18 protein-coding genes are annotated in these 19,353 nt (G+C 48.7%); 14 read left to right on the forward strand and 4 right to left on the reverse strand.

Features of this window, described 5'->3' with window-relative positions:
* Window positions 1-16 precede the first annotated feature (16 nt).
* From ACK13D_RS12190 to ACK13D_RS12240, 11 genes are all read left to right on the forward strand, one after another.
* Window positions 17-274 (forward strand): PAAR domain-containing protein, encoded by a 258-nt coding sequence (locus ACK13D_RS12190; RefSeq protein ID WP_163798832.1) that lies wholly within the window; start codon window positions 17-19, stop codon window positions 272-274.
* Window positions 271-1,410: a hypothetical protein gene (locus tag ACK13D_RS12195; protein WP_187513850.1), complete on the forward strand. Its 1,140-nt coding sequence runs from the start codon at window positions 271-273 to the stop codon at window positions 1,408-1,410. The genes ACK13D_RS12190 and ACK13D_RS12195 overlap by 4 nt, the downstream gene beginning before the upstream one ends.
* A complete protein-coding gene (locus ACK13D_RS12200; RefSeq protein ID WP_163798830.1) occupies window positions 1,394-4,843 on the forward strand; it encodes an ImcF-related family protein in 3,450 nt (1,149 codons plus the stop codon). Before ACK13D_RS12195 ends, ACK13D_RS12200 begins: the two co-directional genes overlap by 17 nt.
* Window positions 4,843-6,444, forward strand: coding sequence for a type VI secretion system protein TssA (gene tssA, locus ACK13D_RS12205; RefSeq protein ID WP_163798828.1), 1,602 nt, complete (start codon window positions 4,843-4,845; stop codon window positions 6,442-6,444). Before ACK13D_RS12200 ends, tssA begins: the two co-directional genes overlap by 1 nt.
* 41 nt (window positions 6,445-6,485) lie before the next feature.
* Window positions 6,486-8,234, forward strand: coding sequence for a type VI secretion system baseplate subunit TssF (gene tssF / locus ACK13D_RS12210; RefSeq protein ID WP_167433238.1), 1,749 nt, complete (start codon window positions 6,486-6,488; stop codon window positions 8,232-8,234).
* Complete coding sequence (tssG, locus tag ACK13D_RS12215) at window positions 8,198-9,283, forward strand: type VI secretion system baseplate subunit TssG (RefSeq protein WP_089413966.1); 1,086 nt, start codon at window positions 8,198-8,200, stop codon at window positions 9,281-9,283. Before tssF ends, tssG begins: the two co-directional genes overlap by 37 nt.
* The gene (gene tssJ / locus ACK13D_RS12220; protein WP_089413967.1) at window positions 9,261-9,806 is read left to right on the forward strand and encodes a type VI secretion system lipoprotein TssJ; all 546 of its coding nucleotides are present in this window, start codon (window positions 9,261-9,263) and stop codon (window positions 9,804-9,806) included. The genes tssG and tssJ overlap by 23 nt, the downstream gene beginning before the upstream one ends.
* Window positions 9,806-10,261, forward strand: coding sequence for a type VI secretion system baseplate subunit TssE (tssE, locus tag ACK13D_RS12225; RefSeq protein ID WP_418796464.1), 456 nt, complete (start codon window positions 9,806-9,808; stop codon window positions 10,259-10,261). Before tssJ ends, tssE begins: the two co-directional genes overlap by 1 nt.
* Before the next feature lie 14 nt (window positions 10,262-10,275).
* Complete coding sequence (locus ACK13D_RS12230) at window positions 10,276-10,746, forward strand: hypothetical protein (RefSeq protein ID WP_418796466.1); 471 nt, start codon at window positions 10,276-10,278, stop codon at window positions 10,744-10,746.
* Window positions 10,747-10,837: 91 nt separating this feature from the next.
* Complete coding sequence (locus tag ACK13D_RS12235) at window positions 10,838-12,223, forward strand: VasL domain-containing protein (protein ID WP_418796467.1); 1,386 nt, start codon at window positions 10,838-10,840, stop codon at window positions 12,221-12,223.
* A 496-nt stretch (window positions 12,224-12,719) separates the two neighbouring features.
* Window positions 12,720-13,529 carry a DUF6387 family protein gene (locus tag ACK13D_RS12240; protein ID WP_418796469.1) on the forward strand — a complete coding sequence of 270 codons (810 nt, stop codon included), beginning with the start codon at window positions 12,720-12,722 and terminating at the stop codon, window positions 13,527-13,529.
* Window positions 13,530-13,643: 114 nt separating this feature from the next.
* On the opposite strand, the gene ACK13D_RS12245 is transcribed toward ACK13D_RS12240, so the two are convergent.
* The 4 genes from ACK13D_RS12245 to ACK13D_RS12260 are packed head-to-tail and all read right to left on the reverse strand — an operon-like array spanning window position 13,644 to window position 16,817.
* Window positions 13,644-14,456: an aldo/keto reductase gene (locus ACK13D_RS12245; protein ID WP_418796471.1), complete on the reverse strand. Its 813-nt coding sequence runs from the start codon at window positions 14,454-14,456 to the stop codon at window positions 13,644-13,646.
* Window positions 14,457-15,032 carry an AAA family ATPase gene (locus ACK13D_RS12250; protein ID WP_418796472.1) on the reverse strand — a complete coding sequence of 192 codons (576 nt, stop codon included), beginning with the start codon at window positions 15,030-15,032 and terminating at the stop codon, window positions 14,457-14,459.
* Window positions 15,032-15,676, reverse strand: coding sequence for a 3'-5' exonuclease (locus ACK13D_RS12255; protein ID WP_072123997.1), 645 nt, complete (start codon window positions 15,674-15,676; stop codon window positions 15,032-15,034). Before ACK13D_RS12255 ends, ACK13D_RS12250 begins: the two co-directional genes overlap by 1 nt.
* On the reverse strand, window positions 15,666-16,817 hold the full coding sequence (locus tag ACK13D_RS12260) for a hypothetical protein (protein WP_250327878.1): 1,152 nt from the start codon (window positions 16,815-16,817) through the stop codon (window positions 15,666-15,668). The genes ACK13D_RS12255 and ACK13D_RS12260 overlap by 11 nt, the downstream gene beginning before the upstream one ends.
* Before the next feature lie 309 nt (window positions 16,818-17,126).
* On the opposite strand from ACK13D_RS12260, the gene ACK13D_RS12265 reads away from it, so the two are divergent.
* From ACK13D_RS12265 to ACK13D_RS12275, 3 genes are all read left to right on the forward strand, one after another.
* Window positions 17,127-17,339: a helix-turn-helix transcriptional regulator gene (locus ACK13D_RS12265; RefSeq protein ID WP_072123995.1), complete on the forward strand. Its 213-nt coding sequence runs from the start codon at window positions 17,127-17,129 to the stop codon at window positions 17,337-17,339.
* Between the two features lie 40 nt (window positions 17,340-17,379).
* Window positions 17,380-17,991 (forward strand): hypothetical protein, encoded by a 612-nt coding sequence (locus tag ACK13D_RS12270; RefSeq protein WP_418796474.1) that lies wholly within the window; start codon window positions 17,380-17,382, stop codon window positions 17,989-17,991.
* A gap of 324 nt (window positions 17,992-18,315) precedes the next feature.
* Entirely contained in the window at window positions 18,316-18,729 is a 414-nt protein-coding gene (locus tag ACK13D_RS12275; RefSeq protein ID WP_418796476.1) for a hypothetical protein, read from the forward strand.
* Window positions 18,730-19,353: the final 624 nt, after the last annotated feature.

A 19,353-nucleotide genomic window follows, 5' to 3' on the forward strand; every position in this document is an offset into this window, starting at 1 on the left:
TGAGTAAGGAGGGCCGATGAGTAAAGTCATCCGCAAAGGAGATAGTCTGCGGGAGTATGGTGGCAAGGTATTGGGAGGGCACTACCAGTGTTTTGGTCAGGGATTTGCCTGTAAGGCAGACCCGGTTCGCTGTAACAAACACGGCATGACGACCATCGCGGAAGGTAGCACATTGACAACGGTTGATGGACAGCCCGTCGCGCTGCATGGTCACCACTGTGCCTGCGGCTGTACGCTGGTCAGCTCGTTTCCTGACTGCGGTGTTGACCAGTGAGGTCCGTTCCTGATTATCCGGCGTACAAAACGGCACGTCCACCTGGTACCGCAAGGTGGCTGTCGGCCACGGCTCTGCTGGTGTTGATCGGCGGCGGTGCTGGCGGTCTGTTGCCCTCTGCCGAGGGTAACAGCTCTCTGGTGGCCGCCGTTATCCTGGTGACGCTGCTGCTGTCGGTCACTGGCTGGCTTGTGCGGCTTCTGTACTACCGTGTCAGCGTGCATAACGCCGCTTTCTACTATCAGCTGGTGGCATATGAACAGCAGCAGTGGTGGGCGGCGCACCGGCAGCCGCTCTGGTTAAAAGAAGGCCTGTTGCTGGGGCCAGCAGGTACGCGTTCAGTTGACTGGCTGCGTGTGCTTAACCGTGAACAACGCCCGCCGGAGGAAAAAAAAGAGGGCGGCGGCAGTGCGCTGAGACTGCCACAAATTTCAGTTATGGATCCCACCGTTCGTGAAAAGCGGCTGGCAGAACTGCTGGTTATTGAGTGGCAAAAGCAGCGTAGTGAAGAAAACCTCACTCCACCGCTACGTTGCTACTGGCAGGGTGCCGACATCGCCTGGCAGGCATTTCGCGCACAGATGGCGATCGCTTTTCCGGACATTGCACTGCCAGCCCGACCTGAGCCCTGGCAAGGTGAAGCCAGCCTGGCTGAAATAGCGGGTGAGCTTGCCGTTGCTAAACCTGATGACACGATACTGATCGCCGGGTGTCAGGTCATCGCGCCGCAGTCAGGCACAGAACGTCCCGCCGGAGAATCTGCGGCACTGTGGCTGGCCGGACTTAATGGCCCGGTACAACTGACGCGTGGTGAAACTTTTTCACCAGAACAAGGCGATATATTGCTCACCGTGTTCGCCCGTGCACTGGAACAGAGCGAGATGAAAGACCCACCGGAGGCCTGTACGCTGTTTTCCCTACCCGGCCTTGAGGAGCTGGCGAGTACCGGATGGGATGTCAGCCAGCATCTGCAGGATGCCAACTGGGGGGAAGTTGGCGATATGGAAACTCTGATTGTTTTATCCCTGGCGGCAATCTATGCCGCGCACCACCAACAACCGTGCGGCTGGATTGCCCGCGACCCGATGAACACCCTCGCAACTGGAATAGTAAAACCTGATGGACAACATCAATAAGCCTGCTGCCATTTCTGTGGCAGCCACGGCAACTGTCTGTATTGCTGTGACCACTTTACTGGTACTACTGGGCGGAGTGGCATGGTGGCTGTGGGCGACCGAACGGTCAACGGAATGGGACACGCTGCGTCCGCTTATTGTCTCTGGCTTTATTGTCTGGGGAGTTGCGCTCAGCATGCTAGTACTGGGGTTTATGGCCTTCCGGTTATTGATTAAGGATAAGGTTAGCCCGTCGTCATCCCGCAAACGTGCGCCTGCAAAGGTTACGGGCCACGAAGTGACTTACCGACTGCTGAAGACACACCTCCGATCGCGCCATAGCCTCTTCTGGCGCAACAAGGTCCGCCTGTTGTTGATTACCGGTGACGACGCTGCAATCGAACAACTGATCCCCGGCCTGAAACACCACCAGTGGCTTGAAGCTAACCGTACCGTTCTGATTTACGGCGGCAGACTGACTGCTGAGCCTGATATGGAAAAATACACCGCGCTACGAAAACTGCGTCGAGGGCGCCCGCTGGACGGTATTGTTCGCGTATTGTCGCAGTCGCTTACTCTGACCCCACGTATCAGCGATAACGATTTACGCGGGCTGGAAAAAATCAGTGAGCTGCTGCGCTATTCCGCTCCGGTCTGGCTGTGGCAGCTGTGCGACAGCAAGTGGTCGCAGGCAAAGCGCCCTGAACAGACGGTAGGGGCCACTTTCCCGCTTCGTGCTAAGCCTGACGATATTACCCGCCAGCTTGAACTGATGCTGCCGATCCTGCGAACGCAGGGGGTGAGTCAGGTAGCTGAGAACAACGGTCACGATTTCCTGCTGCGCCTGGGTCAGTACCTCAAAGATGGGGGTATCGTCCGCTGGACTGAACAACTGGTGCCATGGTTATCAGGTTCTCAGCAGCGCGTTCCGTTGCGTGGTCTGATTTTCAGCCTGCCGGAGAATAAACCCGCTGAAACGCCTGAGGTTGAAGCGGCTGCATCTGCTAACCCTGAGAAATATATCCCCGAATCACAACGCCATGCGCTGACCCTGCCGGTAACCTGGCAGGGCATTATTGATGACTGCACCCGTGTACGAGGCCGCCGTGTCGGTATGGCCTGGGAGCAGACGCTCGCCTGGACACTGATGGCCATAATCGGTATCTGGGGCGCGGGAACACTGTTGTCGTTCGTGGTCAACCGCCTGCAGATAGTTTCTGTTGCTGAGCAGGCTCATGCCCTGGTGGAGCATCCTTCTGTATCGGATTACCAGCTGACGGCCCTGCATACCCTGCGTAATGATGCCGGACGTCTGCAGCACAGTATTCATGAAGGTGCGCCCTGGTACCAGCGCTTCGGTCTGGACCATAACCAGCAACTGCTCGATGCGTTGCTGCCCTGGTACGGCGTGGCAAACAACCGCCTGATACGTGACCCGGCAAATGAAGCGCTTACGCAGAAACTCAGCGCGCTTGCAAGCTCCGCCCCCAACAGCGACCAGCGTGCACAGTTGGCGAAGCCGGGCTATGACCAGCTGAAAGCCTGGCTGATGATGGCTCGTCCGGATAAAACCGATGGTGCGTTTTATGCCCAGACCATGAAAGCCGTACAGCCGACGCGCATTGGCATCTCAACCGGCCTGTGGCAAAGCCTGTCGCCGGATTTATGGGCGTTCTATATCTCCGAATTACCCAAACAGCCGCAGTGGAAAATCACACCGGATGCGCAGCTGGTCAGCCAGAGTCGTCAGGTGCTGTTGCAGCAAATTGGCCGCCGTAATGCGGAAAGTACGCTGTATGAAAACATGCTCAAATCGGTGCGCCGTAACTTTGCCGATGTATCTCTGGATAACATGACCAGCGGTACCGATGCGAGGCGACTGTTCACCACTGATGAAGTGGTACCAGGCATGTTTACCCGCCAGGCGTGGGAAGGGGGCATTCAGCAGGCTATTGAAAAGGCCGCAAATTCCCGCCGGGATGAAATTGACTGGGTGCTGAGTGACAGCCGGAAAGCGGTTTCCTCAGACCTGTCACCGGAAGCTCTGAAAGCACGTCTTACGCAACGTTACTTCACCGACTTTGCCGGCAGCTGGCTGAGCTTCCTCAACAGCCTGCGACTTAATCCTGCGAACAACATTGCTGACGTTACCGACCAGTTGACGCTGATGAGCGATGTCCGCCAGTCGCCGCTAATTGCCCTGATGAACACCATCGCGTGGCAGGGGCAGACCGGCCAGCAAAGCGAAGGCCTTTCGGACTCCATCATCAAATCGGCTAAAGATCTCGTAGGCGGAAAAGATAAACCTGCGATTGACCAGTCTGCGTCAGGGCCGCAGGGGCCGCTCGATGAAACCTTTGGCCCGCTGCTTCAGCTTCTGGGTAAAAACACAGGCAGTAACGTTATGTCGGCTGACACTTCACTGAGCCTGCAGACGTATCTGACCCGCATCACCCGCGTGCGTCTACGACTGCAACAGGTGGCCAGTGCCTCTGATCCGCAGGAGATGATGCAGACTCTGGCGCAGACCGTATTCCAGGGCAAAAGCGTGGATCTGACCGACACCCAGCAGTACGGCAGTCTGATTTCGGCAAGCCTTGGCGAAGAGTGGAGCGGATTTGGCAGCACGATGTTCGTCCAGCCGCTGACTCAGGCCTGGGAAACGGTGCTGCAGCCGTCGGCGGCGAGCCTCAATGACAAATGGAACCGCTCGTTGGTCGCGAACTGGCAAACTGCCTTTGACGGACGTTTCCCGTTTGCCGCCAGCAAAAGTGATGCCTCTTTACCGATGCTGGCTGAATTTGTGCGTAAGGACAGCGGACGTATAGAGCGCTTCCTGACGACAGAACTCAACGGTGTGCTGCACAAAGAGGGCAGCCAGTGGGTGGCGGATAAGGTCAACAGCCAGGGGCTGAGCTTTAATCCGGGCTTTCTGCGGGCGATAAATCAGCTGAGCCAGTTGTCAGACATTTTGTTCACCGATGAAAGTCAGGGCATCAGCTTTGAGCTACAGGCGCGCCCAGTACCGCAGGTGGTGGAAACCCAACTGACCATTGATGGGCAAATGCTGCACTACTTCAACCAGATGGCGGAGTGGCAGAGCTTTCGCTGGCCGGGAGACACTTTCAAGCCGGGGGCAATGCTGACCTGGTCCACCGTCAACGCCGGTGCGCGCCTGTTCGGGGATTACAGCGGGACCTGGGGCTTTATTCGCTGGCTGGACCAGAGCAAGCGCCAGCAGCTTGACCGCAGCCAGTGGATGATGAGCTTCACCGCACCGGATGGTCGCACCCTGCAGTGGGCGCTGCGCTCACAACTCGGAAAAGGTCCGCTGGCGCTGCTGGATCTGCGCGGTTTCACGCTGCCGGATCAGATATTCAGTGTCGACAGCGCGGCCACCGCTCAGGCGCTGATGGCTAACACAGGAAACAGTGACATGGATGGTGTCGAATAATGAGCATACTGCAGAATCTGGTTGCCGCCTGTCAGGCTGACGAAATTCAGCTGCGACAACAGGCGCAGGCACGCACAGAAAATTGGCAGCCCTGGCTTGCCCCGGTAAGCGTTGCCAGTCCGACCGGGGAAGACCCAGGATATGACGATGATTTTCAGCGTATTCGTGAGGAAGTCAACAAGCTCTCTGGCATTGATACCGGTCTGATTTGCACGCTTGCTGAAAAACTGCTGACCACCACGGCCAAAGATATCCGGATTGCCACCTATTACTGTTGGGCACGTCTGCACCAGGATGGCGAAGCTGGCTTTGCCGAAGGACTTGAACTGCTGGTGGGATTGCTTCAGCACTATGGAGCACAGCTTCACCCGCAGCGCGAGCGGAGCCGTAAACCGGCGCTGGAATGGCTCGCCGGAGCCCGAGTACTCGACAGTCTGTCGCTTTACCCGGAAGTTGTACGTGATGACGCACAGCGTACCGCCGGAGTGCTGCTGCTCATCAGTGACAGTCTGGAGACAGAGCCGGAGGCGTCACGGCCAGAACTCAATGCGCTATACAGTGCTCTGGAGTCCCGTCTGATTAAAGGCGGGGGCGTGGATGCGGTGGTACCGCAGAACGCCGGTAATAAGGCCCAGTCACAGCCCTCCACGCACACGGTCGAGTCAGGCGCGCCGGTTCTGAACCGCATTACCTCCGGCCAGGATTTGCTGGCCCAGGCCCGTACACTGACCGGATATCTGCGTGAGCAACCTGATGGCTGGCTTGCCGCTCACCGGCTGATGAAAAGCCTGCGTCATGACACGCTGCACAGTATTCCTGCTCCGGATGCACAAGGGAAAACCCGAATCGAACCGCCGCGTGCAGACCAGCGGGCCATGCTTAAGCGCCTGTATCTGCAGCAGAGCTGGTCCGAAATTATGGAGCAGGCCGACAGCGCTTTTTCACGCGGCGCCAACCACCTCTGGCTGGATTTGCAGTGGTATATCCATCAGGCCCTGGTGAAATCGGGGCAGGATGTGCTGGCTGATATCATCGCCGCCGACCTGAAAGGGCTGCTGCGCCGCCTTAACGGGCTTGAAACCCTGGCCTTTAATGACGGTACGCCGTTTGCCGATGAGGTCACGCTGAACTGGATAAATCAGAGCGTGCTGGACGATATATCAGGCTGGAGGGATGAGCCGGTCAGTGCTGTCAGTGAGACGGATAACGATATCCTGGCCCTCGAGCCTGAAGCGCTGGAGAAAGCGGACACTGACGGTCTGGATGCCACACTACACTGGCTGCAGACCCGCCCTGGTGCGGATTCCGTGAAAGACAAATGGCTGCTGCGTCTGCTGATGGCTCGTGTCGCCGAGCAGAAGGGCAAAAATGAACTGGCCCTGCATCTGCTGGGAGAGCTCGACAATGCCGCACAGTCGATCACCCTCACGCAGTGGACACCAGCACTGTTGTTTGAAGTGAAATCACGTCGCCTCAGACTGCTGCGCATGAAAGCCACACGCAGTGAAACTGATAAATCACGGCTTCAGCCCGAGATGGATTTGCTTCTGTCCGGTCTGATTGCGCTCGATCCGGCCGGCAGTGCAGTGCTTTGCGGGTAAAACGTCCGGCATACCTTTAAAACACACATATTCAGGTTTTTATGGATGACTTAACCCTGCGTTATTACGACGCTGAAATGCGCTATCTGCTGGAAGCCGGTGAAGAGTTTGCCCGTGCTCACCCCGAGCAGGCGGCAATGCTCAATCTCGATAAAGCGGGGGCGCGCGACCCTTACGTGGAGCGGCTTTTCGAGGGCTTTGCCTTCCTGATGGGCCGTCTTCGTGAAAAGCTCGACGATGACTTACCGGAGCTGACCGAAGGGCTGGTCAGCCTGTTGTGGCCGCATTACCTGCGAACCATTCCGTCAATGTCGGTGGTGGAGTTCACCCCTGACTGGCGTGAGATGAAAGAGCCGATGCGCATCGTCAAAGGCTTTGAGGTGAACTCACGACCGATCGGTGAGAAGGGCACGCGTTGCCGGTACACTACAACCAAAGAGATTACCCTTCAGCCGTTGTCGCTTGAGAGTGCCCGACTGGCGACCGATCCGGATGGCCGTTCGGTCATCACGCTGCGCTTTAACTGCAGCCATCTGGCCGACTGGAGCCGTGTCGATCTCAGCCAGCTCCCGTTCTACTTCAACGCTGATGCACCGCTGGCCTGTGCGATGCATGAAGCCTTTACCATGAACACAGCGCGCCTCTGGCTGCGGATGCCGGGCGACATGGACAGAAGAACGCTCGACGGGTATTTCACCGCACTGGGCTTTGGCGACGACCTGTGGCCGAAGGGGAGCAGCAGCTTTAGTGGTTATCAGCTGCTGCTGGAGTACTTCACCTTCCGTGAGAAATTCATGTTCACAGGGCTGCGTGGGCTGGAGACCGTGGCTTTTCCGGCTGAGCTCCCATGGTTTGAAATCGACGTGGTACTGGCGGAACGCTGGGAGCATGATTTCAGCTTTACCGAAAAGCATCTGCGCCTGAACTGTGTGCCGGTGATTAACCTGTTCCCGCTGGAATCCGACCCGCTGACGCTCAACTCCCTGCAGACCGAATACATGCTGCGCCCAATGCGCGTGCAGGATGGCCATACCGAGATATACGCGGTGAATTCGGTGATGTCATCGAGCCAGCACACCTACGTGCCGTTTTCGAGTTTCCGCCACAAAGGCGGAATGATGCGTCATGAAGCGCCGGAATATTACTACCACACTCGTATACGTCGCGGCCCGTCAGGTCTGCATAACACCTGGCTTATCCTCGGCGGTGAAGCGTTTGATAACCACACCGTTCCGGAAGACGAGAGCCTGTCGCTGACGCTTACCGGCACCAACGGCCAGCTGCCACGACGAGCACTGCAGAGCACGGTGCTTGATACGGTGATGAAAACCACCTCGGCTAGTATCGGCGTGCGTAACCTGTGTGCGCCAACGTTACCCTGTTATCCCCCGGCACAGGATCGTTTCCACTGGCGTGTGCTGAGTCATCTTGGCAGCGGCTTCCTGTCGATGATGGACAACGCTGACGTGCTGCGTGGCACCCTGGCGCTGTACGAGTGGACTGACAGCGAGATGAACCGCCGCCGCCTGGAAGCCATCATTGACGTGAAGCACAGCGAAACCGAGCGCTTTGAGCAGGGCTACCTGGTACGCGGCGTGCAGATTGAGGTGACGCTCGACAGCCACGGCTTTGCCGGGCGGGGTGATATTTGCCTGTTTGGCGAGATGCTGAGTCGCTTCTTCGCGCTCTACACGGATATCTATCTGTTTAACCGCCTGATTATCATCCTGCAACCAACCGGAGAGCGCCTGGAATGGGAAGAGAAGCACAACCGCCGCATTCCCGGCTGACCCCGCGGCTGGAGGCCGATCTTCACCGCATCAACTTTTATCGTTTATGCCAGCTACTGGAGAAGCGCCATCCGGACAGGCCGCTGATGGGCTCTACCAGCCATCCGGCAGATGACCCGGTACGGTTTGCGCCGCATCCGGGGATGGGTTTCCCTGCCAGTGAACTGAAGGCTGTCGAATATGACGAGGATGATGACAGCAGGCCACCGCTCATCCGCACGACCTTTATGGGGATGTACGGCGTCGACTCACCACTGCCGACGGCGTATCTCGATGACATCACCCAGCGTAGGGAAGGGCATGAGGCGCTGCAGGGCTTTCTGGATATCTTCAGCCACCGCATCCTGACGCAGTTTTACCGCATCTGGCGTAAATACTCTTACCCGGCCACGTTTGAGCCCGGCGGCACCGACAGTATTTCGCAGTCGCTGCTGGGCCTGGTGGGGCTGGGCATTCCGGGCACTGCAGAGCATATCGCCACCCCGGTATCCCGTTTTCTGTCACTGCTGGGCGTACTGCAACAGCCCGGTAAAACCCAGGAGGGAATGCAGGCGCTGGTGACGCTGCTGGCCCCGGATACCACTGTGAAGGTCAGCCCCTACTGTCTGCGCCCGGTAGAGGTCAGCCAGCCACTGGGCTTTTACGGTGATGACGATTTTCTTCTGGATGGCAACACGCCGCTGGGTGAAGAAGCCATGGATGCTAATAGTCAGTTGCTGATTGCGCTCACCACCGATAACGAGCAGGAGTCACAGGGCTGGAAGCCGGATGGTCTGCTGTACCAAGACTTCCTGGTGATGCTGCGGGTGTACCTTGGCTGGCGATTCAAGGCCAAAATTACCCTGACCACCCGCACTCGGCTGCTGGCCGCTCCACCGCTCGGTGAAGGCCCCTTCTGGCTCGGCATGAACGGCGTGCTGGGCGCAGAAGACGAAGGCCTCCCGGAGGATATTCCACACACCTTTACGACCGAATTGGGTTACTACACCGGCCTACAGCCCGCGACACCACAACAAGGAAATCGACGTGTTACGTACAAGTTTAACTAAAACAAGGCGCTGGCTGTTACCCCTGCTGGCATTCAGTCTGGTGGGTTGCGGGGTGACGCAGGGCATCACCGATGGCACCAAATCGGCTTTTAATGCCGTGTTCTACAAAAAAATTAAGGTGCTGCACCTGGATTTCACCGCCCGTGAGGCGCTTAACACCGATTCACGCGAGAGTAATTCGCTGTCTGAGCCGGTGATTATCCGTGTCTACCAGTTAAAAGACCGTAAAACCTTCGACAAAATGGTCTACCAGCAGTTGCTGAAAGATGGGGAGACCATCCTGAAAGCTGACCTGCTGGCAAGCCGTGATGTGGTGGTGAAGCCGGGTGGAGATGCGAACCTGAATATGCCGATGGAAGCCGATGCACAGTTTGTGGCGGTGGTGGGTCTGTTCCGTCACCCGGATATGGTCAACAACACCTGGAAGCTGGTGACAGAGCGTGAAGACCTTGACCCGGATAAACCGCGTATTCTGGAAGCGGGGAATAACCATCTGACACTGCAACCGCTCAAGGACGATTAATGCCTCAGGGACACAACACGCCATCGCTGTATGAAATGCTGAGCGGGAATTTTTCTGGTGGCCTGAGCCTCCATAAGGTCAGTGAACAAAATCAGGTCATCCTGTCGGTGCTGGATAACATGCAGCGCATCCTCAACTGTCGCGCCGGCACGCTGGCGCATCTGCCGGACTATGGCCTGCCGGATATGACCAAAATCCTGCAGGGCATGCCGGGGACTGCTCATGAACTGATGGGTGCTCTGTCGGCTGTTCTGCTCAGATATGAGCCACGCCTGAGAAAAATAGCCGTTGTCCTGCTGGAACAGAACATCCCCGGTGAGTTGCGCTACGCTATTGATGCGGAACTTAACGGTGTTGGCCTCGTACGCTATGGCACCGAGTTTATGCCAGAAGGGCGGGTTCTCCTGCGACACCTGAAGCAACAGCAGTATCTCGACACAGCAACCCGTCTGTAAGGCCAGTTAATACCATGTCAGTAAAATCACAGTTCCTCGAAAAACTACAGGCCAGAGAGCCAGCCCCGATCTTATCTACCAGCAAGACTCAGGCCGATATTGCAGCGTTTCGCCTGCGAATGGTGCAGCTTCAGGAACAGATGGATGCGTGGCTGGTGGGTACCGGATTGAATGTGGAAACATTTACCGTCTCTGTTACGGACCTGCTGGTGGAGGACGGGACTTTTGAGATTGCCGCTATCAACCTGCGTTACGACGACCGCTCTGTAAAATTTACACCGGTATTTTTGTACGGTCAGGGCGTGACAGGATGCGTGGAAGTGACCCTTCATGCAGAAGGCAGTGTGACGTCTGTGGGGCGCCTTTTCATGCGGGCAGGTCATTTCAGTGACTGGTCCTTTACTCCGCCGGGAGCATTATCCCGTCCCGGACAGAGTTTTGATGAAAGCACCTTTTTTAGTCTGATTCTGGCGCTTCTGCCATAACTGCTGGTATTGCAGTACCCGTTCCTCTGAATATGCCCGCATAAGCGTTAATCCTCAATTTTTCCGTACGCGTCAAAATGGACAACTGGTCATGGATCACATCCCCCCACATAAAATCAAAACCGGTGGTGACCCGCGCACGCTACCGGATTATGCCGCCCTGCGTGATGAACTGAGTAAGCTGACACATCCGGCTCGCCCGGATGTGAACTGGCGTTATGCCGAAAAACGCTGTCTCTCACTGTTTGAACAAAATGGTGTGGAGCTACAGACGCTGTCCTGGTACACGCTGGCCCGAACGCAACTGGCTGGTTTATTGGGGCTCAATGAAGGTCTGGCGATACTCGAGGCACTGATAAGCCATCAGTGGGGCGCACTCTGGCCGCAGCCTGTCCATGCCCGCATGAAAATCCTCAGCAGTCTGAGTCAGCGTTTACAGCAACTGATTCGCTCGCTCCCGCTAAATCACAGCGACCTCAGCCAGCTGTATCGGGCGGAGCAACAGCTTACCGCTCTGGGTGAGGTGCTGCAGGGCCTGGAGCTTAAGCATCTGAGCCAGCTCGATACGTTACGTACCTTGATGCACAACAGTGCTGCCAGGCTGGAACACAGCGATGGCATAACCAGCACCAGGCCGGACATTCAGCCAGGTATCAGGTTGCCTGCCACCGCGATGAATAGTGCCGCAGCATCCACGAGGGACCTTGCTGGTAGTCCGCCTGAAGATACGTCAGCAAGCGTAGTGAAGTGGGTTTATGCGGCGCTGCCGGAACACCAGGCGAATGCAGAAGCAATGGCGGCAATGCCCAATCAGGTAAAAAAATGGAAATTCTTCGCTGCCGGGATGTGTACCATGCTGGTGGTAAGCACAGTCACACTATGGAGCTGGCAGTTTCTTAATCGGCCAGTCCCGTTGCAGACTCAGCTTGCAGCCTCACTGGCTCCATTGCCTGCATCTCTCACGCCTGAACAACTGGATATGTGGCGTCAGCAAGCTCCGTTACCACAGGTTTTAATAACACAAACACAGCAGCAGCTTGCCCGGCTGGGTAAATTGCCTCCTGACTGGAATATTGAATACAGTCGACAGTTGCTGGAACAGGTCCGGGTACTTTGGCCGGAGCAGGCTAAGCCACTAATCCAGCAGTGGCAGCAACAGCTTAATGCTGCCGCATTGCCAACAGAACAGCTGAATGGCTGGTCTCAGGGAATGGCGACACTACAAAAACTGAGTGACAGGCTGAACGAACTGGATGTGCAGAAAGGAAAATACCTGACGGTCAGTGAGCTGAAGTCAGTCGTTTTTTCCGCTATGCAGTCCTTTAATCAATCCATACCGGCTGAAGAGCAGCTAAGGGTATTATCACAAAATCCAGCAGGCGAACCTTTGCCTGCGGCTGTCAGAGCTCAGCTGGAGATGCATCTGAAGCAACTGATTGCCCGTTATGGAGAAATAAAACAGGATGCATTAAAATAAAAAAGATATTCGAAGCACAGGTATCCAGCTGATAACCCAGACCTGGCAGGTCATAATCACAACTCATTCACTGGTGTTGATGGATTTGCCTAAAGAACATAGCCAGGGCCGGCAAATGATTATTGATTCTGAGAAGAAAAAGGGCAAAGGGGGATAGCCGTCAGTAATGGCTTGTTATTGATTATTAAGAGTTTTAATTGATAGGGCGGGTTTAAGTACAGGGCAGGCCTGGTGTCCCCTGCAGAAATCGAACTGGTGGTTAAGTTGCTGATTTTAAGAGTTTTTATTGGGGTTAAGGTTTTTATACCATCATAGATACCAACACTCAAAAATAACCTTAAAAACTGTTGTGAGACACTGAAAAAAGCGTCTTAATTATACTCAATTTTATCAGCCGTTGTTACTGTTTCAGAGCTTGTTGATTGAGAAGCTGGTTCAAGGTGATGATGAGCTGACTTCTACATTGAGCTATAAAACACAAATGTAAGGCCTCGGTATGGATACGGTTCAGATCTACAAAGAGCTACAGGCTTGGTTCGACTACGACAACTATGTTGATGTTGAGTCTTGCACTTTGAAAGGCTTACATAAGGAGTTACAGGTCAGAAAGAACATCCTCGATTCAATTGAGTTTTTTGGAGAAGGAGATGTTTATTTTGACCAGATCCTTGCAGGTAACCCTCTATTCAGTAAAAGAATTGACCTCGACACTCATCTGGCAGAAAGCCAAACGCACATACGACAAGTCACTTTTGGTCATATTGAAAGCCTCAAAAGATCTCTTGAAATGTTCTCGCAAGAATCGTTTGTCAAAGGTGGTGATCAACTTAAGAAAGAGGTCAGGGAGAAGCCACTTACTCAAAGTATGAGAGCCGTTTTTCTGGGAACAAACGAAAGCCGTGTGTATACCTTTTTTGATCTCGAAAGCTCATCTGATGACGAAATCATAGGCTCGCTTCGTGCGCTACTCCCTGTGTGGAGGAAAGAGTATGGAATCAAAGGCAGGAAGCAAGAGGCTTTCGGGCTGGGAAAAATTCTAAAGTTGGCTGACTACCGTATCCTTCCAATGATGGATCTGCTTATGTGGGCTAAGTTAAAAGATGTCACTCTTTCAAACACTCTCCTTTCCAGAGTGCTTTATCCTAAGCTCACAGATGAAGTTCGAGGAGACGAGCAACTAAAGGACACAGATCGTCCAATAGCTGAAAAAGCATTGTCAGGTGAGACCTGTAAGAATATTGAGAGTTTTATAAACAAAAACCTGCATCTTATAAATGTGACTTTATTACATTTAAGAAGCATATGATTTTATTGGTGGCAACATGCTGTAAAATTTAGTTTTATTAAGTAATCTTAGCATCTAATTTAAGTAAGCCTAATGTTACAGACTGGTCATTATAAATACAGGCTGCAATGAAAATCATAAATCAAGACTACCATTTTGAATGAATTTTAAATTTTGCTCAAGATGCATCAAATTTGTTGTACTTGGTATTGGGAAAAGATTTGGAGAGTAGTTCAGTAGCCATGATATTTCAGCAGAGACCAGTTGACTATTTTTTGACAAAATATCATTAGTCTTGGCTCCTTCTAAGCACTTTCCAATACCAAAAGGGGCATAAGGTACAAAAGCAATATTATTAGTTTCACACCATTTAATTATCTCATGCGATTCCGTTTGATATAATCTGTTGAATTTATTTTGGATGGCTGCAATTTTTTCTATTTTATTAGCCTCTTCAATCTGTTGTAAGGTAACCTTGGAAAGCCCAATGTTCTTTATTTTACCTTCTTTCTTCATATTAGACAGTTCATTTATCTGGACATAAAGTGGAATTTCCTCATCGATACGATGCAAATAGTATAAATCAATTGCTTCAAGTTTTAATCTAAGCAGACTGCCTTCAAGACACTTTCTAAGATATTTTGGATCTCCATTAGCCTGCCATTCTCCAGGCCCACCTCTTGTGAAACCACCTTTTGTAGCTATCAATAATTTTTCGCTATATGGATAAAAGGCTTTCTTAATTATTTCTTCTGAAACATTAGGTCCATAAGCATCAGCAGTATCAAAATGTTGTATTCCTAACTCTGAAGCTAATCTTAATAAGCTGATTAATTCTCTCTCATTTGAGGGTGGACCCCATATACCAGGACCTGTAATTCTCATAGCACCGTAACCTAACCTACAAACTTTTTTACCTGCTATATTTCCGAAAAAAGAGGTATTCATTCACTTTCCTAATTTTAGAGTTATTTCGCTGTGTAATTTGAAAATTGTTTCTTGATGCTGATTAGATTTGAGCGTTGAAAAAATAAAAGGCATTCTTGTTTTTAAATCATGTAAATGAAAATCTACGCTTTTACGAAAATCAAGGTCGCAGTCACGGTCTGGCGCAAGCGGAATTAAAGAATCTAATTTGGTTGCAAATAAATATGAATAACATTGTGAATGCTCGATAATGATTTTTTCAATATTTTCTTTTTCCTTGATAATGTGAGATTCTTTTCTAAAGTCCATTGCTGCGTTCCAATACGCAAGTGCATCAAACTCAGGGCGGTCAACAATGATTACCTCAGAATTAACCATTGCTTTCTCCCTTTCCTCTGAGGTTTTATTAATAAACCAAAGTGTTGAACTGTAATCGTGTTTTTTTAATAAAGGCATTCCCAAATTATATGCTGTTTTACCAAATGATGGAACCAACGAAACTCTTATACCAATAGTTGTTAGTGTATCGCTTAAAGCTTTACAAAAAGAGCTTTTACCAGTTGAATGTGCGCCAGCTATACCGATCACTATTTGCATTACCAAAGTTCTCCTTGCTGTGGAAGTATAGGCTTATTTTTTTTTGAAATATTAACTTGGCATACTTCACAAACTTCACTCCAATTTCGAAAACCTGATTTTGATAGTAAATAACTAAATAATTTGGATGTCGCTTTTGCATCATAGCTTGCTCTATGAAAAGAGTTCGATTGATCTCTATAAAAAGATTTCGATTTATGAAAGTGTAATTTTGTAAAGTTTATAAGATTCTCAAGGGAATAGCTGGTAGCTTCCGGCAAAAAATGTTTAGCAAGTTTCATAGTATCAATGATACCCGCAGGTTCCCACTCAGGGATATGCATTTTGATGATGTTATAATCGACTTTAGCATTATGCGCAATAAGCCAGGCTCCATTGAGATGACTATGAACTTCATCTTTTATTTCATCCCAAACGGGGCAGTTTTCTACATCGGAATTTTTTAAACCATGTATCTTAGTTACTATTCTGTTAATAGGGTTAGGTGGTTTGATTAACCAATTGTATATATCTTCTTTTTTCTTAGCCTCTAAATTAGATTTTAGAATTGATATTTCAATTAAATCTGGAGGGCTATGGCCATTACCCTCTGTATCCACAAAAAGTATTGGTTCTGGAGGTAAACTTAATTTCTCATTTTTCATCACTAGTGATCCAGCCTGTCTCAGCTCTGCCATGACGTTTGTAAAAATGGGGTTTATCTATGTCATGAACTTGATATTCAAATGTATGTTGTAAAAAATACCTTTTCTGTTCATCAAGACCTTGAACAATTATAGCTTTATCAGTAATTATGGGGGGAGAAGTAGCACCAAGGTCTTTACACATATTTAATATAGTATCATTATCAGGTTTACGCCATTTTTGCTGGCAGCGAAGAACTTGCATTTTGGGACATATATCACAAATTTCATTAATGCCAAAATGACCATTATAATCAGCTTGTCTATGGACAAATGATATTCCACATGATGTTTTTCTAAAAATCGGAGTAGAATCTGAGTTATGTGAACGGAAAAAATTTAGAATCTTTTTTTCACTATACTCAGGTAGTATCTTTCTACGCATTGTTTTTTGATATAGTTCAGGCAGATTGTTCTTCTTATAATAATCAGAAATTTCATCCCTGTAAAATAGTCCGCTAAAAACTACCGCGTGTGCATGCATGGTTAAATTTTTTATTTTTAACAGATCTTCGTCAGTGTCATTAAGACCTGGAATAATAGGTCTCCAGTAAAGAATGACTTTATAGTTGACTGAGTTTTTAAATAACATAATTAATGAATCTGAAGCAATTTTGGAATTTACTGGTTCTATTTTTTCATCTTCAATTCCTGAATAAGTAATAAATATAGTTAGTTTGATGTTTTTTAATTCATTGAATCTTTTGCAATCATCTTCTGTTACTTTCCAGCGTGTAATTAATATAACATTGTTCTTTAGACCAAGATTATCTAAAAGATGTAATACATTATGAGTATGCTTTTTTACTTTAGGTAGCATAGGATCAGTCGCCCTATTAAACAACTGAATAGGCGTGATATCTTTCTGGAAATAGATATGATTAATAAGAGATCTAACAGCCATTTCATCACTACATAATGCTTTAGGAACTCTTTGCTCAAAATTTCCAAAAAGGTGTCTAACACAATAGCTACAGTCAAGTGGACAACCAACAATATGGTTCAAACTCAAACCGCTTTTCCTGTACTCGACAATTGATTTCAAGGATTGATTGATTTCTTTAAGTTGGTCGATACTGACTATATCTATGAATTGCTTCATTTTTTTCCTAAATGTTATTATTAAATTATTCTAATGTATATTAATGAGTTTTTTTTTAAATTCAACAAAAATTAGGACTAAGCCCTGTTTCGGTTAGTTAAAAGCCGTTGAGTTGGATAATTTTTTAATTGATATCTTTTGCGCTAATTTCACAATGAATCTCTTTAGTCAAGAGATGTTATAAAAAAAATAGATTCATGATAAATATGCTGCGTAAATGCCTTTAGAAAACAATGTCCACTACATCCCTTCAAAGCCTGTCCCCGTCTACTTAGTATCAACTCATCGACCAGACGAGGAGATACAATTATGAATACAACAACCCCAAGCGCTACACGACTCATCCGCTTACCTGAAGTGCTACATAAAACAGGTTACAAGAAAGCATGGATTTACCGATTGATTTCCGAAAATAGATTCCCTAAACCTATCAAATTAGGTTCGAGAGCTGTGGCCTTTATTGAGGCGGAGATCGATCAGTGGATTTCTGACGCCATTAGCAATTCGAGAACAGCTTCATAGTGAGGCTCCAGACGAACAACATCGACAAAGTGAGGACAATGTGGAAATTAAAGAATTCCTGAAAGTTGGAAACCTTTCAAGGCTTGTGAGTCAAAAAACATTCGATAAGATTTTCGATGCTGAAGCTATCAGGTTATTACCTGTGAATACATTGAGTAAGAGAGCCGTGGCCTGTTTAAGCTATTACCTCGAAGATAGCGAATACAATCCATTCCAAGTTTTACCCGAGTTAAATAAAGATAGTCGAAACTGTATCTATGAAACCATACTGTCAGTGATCAAATGTAATAGGCTACTCAGAAAGTTATCGAAGAAAATCACACAGAATGAAATTAATATTGCTGTAACAGAGACAGAAAAGGGCGAAAACCATGTATTGCTCTGTAGCTTAAGTGTGCAAAAAGGGATGTTAGACGATTATGTGAAAACAATGCCGGATCTTCTCCCAGATGAAGATTCATTCATGACAGATGACATAAATCTTCTCAAGCTAACGGTTGAAGATATAACAAAAATTTTGCTGGGTGACATGTTGGAAAGAGGAGCATTGGTAGTTCATATGGGAGATGAACTCCGCAGTAAAGCTAAAGTTATCCAAGAGGAATACTGGAATGAGGTAGAAGATATTTACCATGGGGAAACGGCAAGATGAATATTTTAAATCTCATGATTTTAAAAATTGTAAAGTATTAAGATCAAAAAACATCAAAACTTAACAGAATACTTTCCAAATTAGTTTTTGGCGCCGCTGTATTACTTATGCAATAAGGCTTTATTAGTTTTTCTTCTTAAATCGGGTATGACTACCTTTAATATAATTCTCATTTAAAACAAATGACAGCCGAAGAGCTTAATCGTCCGTTACCTAAAAAAGATATTCAAATGGAAATTGATAGGTTTTAACTATTGACATGATTAAATATTATGATATTTCTTTAAATGTCAGGATGACATTCACAACAGCAAGGATGCTACTATGAATAAATTAAACAGATATTTGCCAGATCAGAAATTTTTGATACTCCTCAATCGCTTCATTCTTAGATACGATGAATCAGACTGCAACAAAGAAAAAATCGTAAAAGATGCCTACCTGTTCTGTGTAGGATACTTTTTGAAGTATCAGCAAGACTATCAGAATCCTTATCTGAAGGGACCAAGCAACATTATTGCAATTTTGAGTTCGGCTTTGCTCAGTCCAAACCTCTATACAATACCTTCAACTGTTAGCCTTGAACGCGTGCTGTATTTCTACAAGTTTATCATCGAATACATTATCTGGAATGAATATGAGGTTGAAACTGTGTTTAGAACTCAGAAGCTAAGTTTTAGAAAAGAGATTCCCTATGAAAGAGGAAATTCATCTTCAGAAAAGAAAAAGAGGATGTAGTTACAGTTCATTGCCCAATTTCAAGATTGTAATTTTTTTGAAAATGGCTTTTTTGCTTCCTCTTAGAGGGTTATAAAGCCATTTTTTTAATTTATGTATTTACAACTTCCTTAATCGTTTTATTCTTTCCTGCTGAACCATGAACCATGAACCATGAACCATGAACCATGAACCATGAACCATGAACCCTGAACCCTGAACCCTGAACCCTGAACCCTGAACCCTGAACCCCGTTATTAATAATTCCTGGGATCAATATTACACTTTGCATATAAAGCAACATTAACCCGAGCGATTACTATGTGAATTTAAAGCTCGCATTTGCAAGTCAGTAAAAGCTGGAAAGAGTGTGATAAAAATTGTTCGTATAAGCTGAATATATAAATGATTTAAAATCAAAACCTGCCGTAATGTTCGTAAAAGTCATCCCTGAAAAGGCCAATTAAGCTAATCATTTGAAATTAAAAGTTGAGAATATTGAAGTTTTAGTTTCTATATAGGGAGTATAAAATTATACTTATAGCAATAACTTCTAAGATCAACATGATACCTTTGAAATTCATTCGTGCAAGCCAGTTATTAGATCGCTCTCTTTCATCAGCTTCCCTGATGGCTTTATCGTTA

Source organism: Pantoea sp. K16, from assembly GCF_048452805.1.
In the GTDB taxonomy this organism is placed as follows: Bacteria; Pseudomonadota; Gammaproteobacteria; order Enterobacterales; family Enterobacteriaceae; genus Pantoea; species Pantoea agglomerans.

Coding starts and splice junctions, on each gene's coding strand:
- ACK13D_RS12190 (WP_163798832.1), top strand. CDS start 17: ATGAGTAAAGTCATCCGCAAAGGAGATAGTCTGCGGGAGTATGGTGGC.
- ACK13D_RS12200 (WP_163798830.1), top strand. CDS start 1,394: ATGGACAACATCAATAAGCCTGCTGCCATTTCTGTGGCAGCCACGGCA.
- tssA (WP_163798828.1), top strand. CDS start 4,843: ATGAGCATACTGCAGAATCTGGTTGCCGCCTGTCAGGCTGACGAAATT.
- tssF (WP_167433238.1), top strand. CDS start 6,486: ATGGATGACTTAACCCTGCGTTATTACGACGCTGAAATGCGCTATCTG.
- tssG (WP_089413966.1), top strand. CDS start 8,198: ATGGGAAGAGAAGCACAACCGCCGCATTCCCGGCTGACCCCGCGGCTG.
- tssE (WP_418796464.1), top strand. CDS start 9,806: ATGCCTCAGGGACACAACACGCCATCGCTGTATGAAATGCTGAGCGGG.
- ACK13D_RS12230 (WP_418796466.1), top strand. CDS start 10,276: ATGTCAGTAAAATCACAGTTCCTCGAAAAACTACAGGCCAGAGAGCCA.
- ACK13D_RS12235 (WP_418796467.1), top strand. CDS start 10,838: ATGGATCACATCCCCCCACATAAAATCAAAACCGGTGGTGACCCGCGC.
- ACK13D_RS12240 (WP_418796469.1), top strand. CDS start 12,720: ATGGATACGGTTCAGATCTACAAAGAGCTACAGGCTTGGTTCGACTAC.
- ACK13D_RS12245 (WP_418796471.1), bottom strand. CDS start 14,456: ATGAATACCTCTTTTTTCGGAAATATAGCAGGTAAAAAAGTTTGTAGG.
- ACK13D_RS12250 (WP_418796472.1), bottom strand. CDS start 15,032: ATGCAAATAGTGATCGGTATAGCTGGCGCACATTCAACTGGTAAAAGC.
- ACK13D_RS12255 (WP_072123997.1), bottom strand. CDS start 15,676: ATGAAAAATGAGAAATTAAGTTTACCTCCAGAACCAATACTTTTTGTG.
- ACK13D_RS12260 (WP_250327878.1), bottom strand. CDS start 16,817: ATGAAGCAATTCATAGATATAGTCAGTATCGACCAACTTAAAGAAATC.
- ACK13D_RS12265 (WP_072123995.1), top strand. CDS start 17,127: ATGAATACAACAACCCCAAGCGCTACACGACTCATCCGCTTACCTGAA.
- ACK13D_RS12275 (WP_418796476.1), top strand. CDS start 18,316: ATGAATAAATTAAACAGATATTTGCCAGATCAGAAATTTTTGATACTC.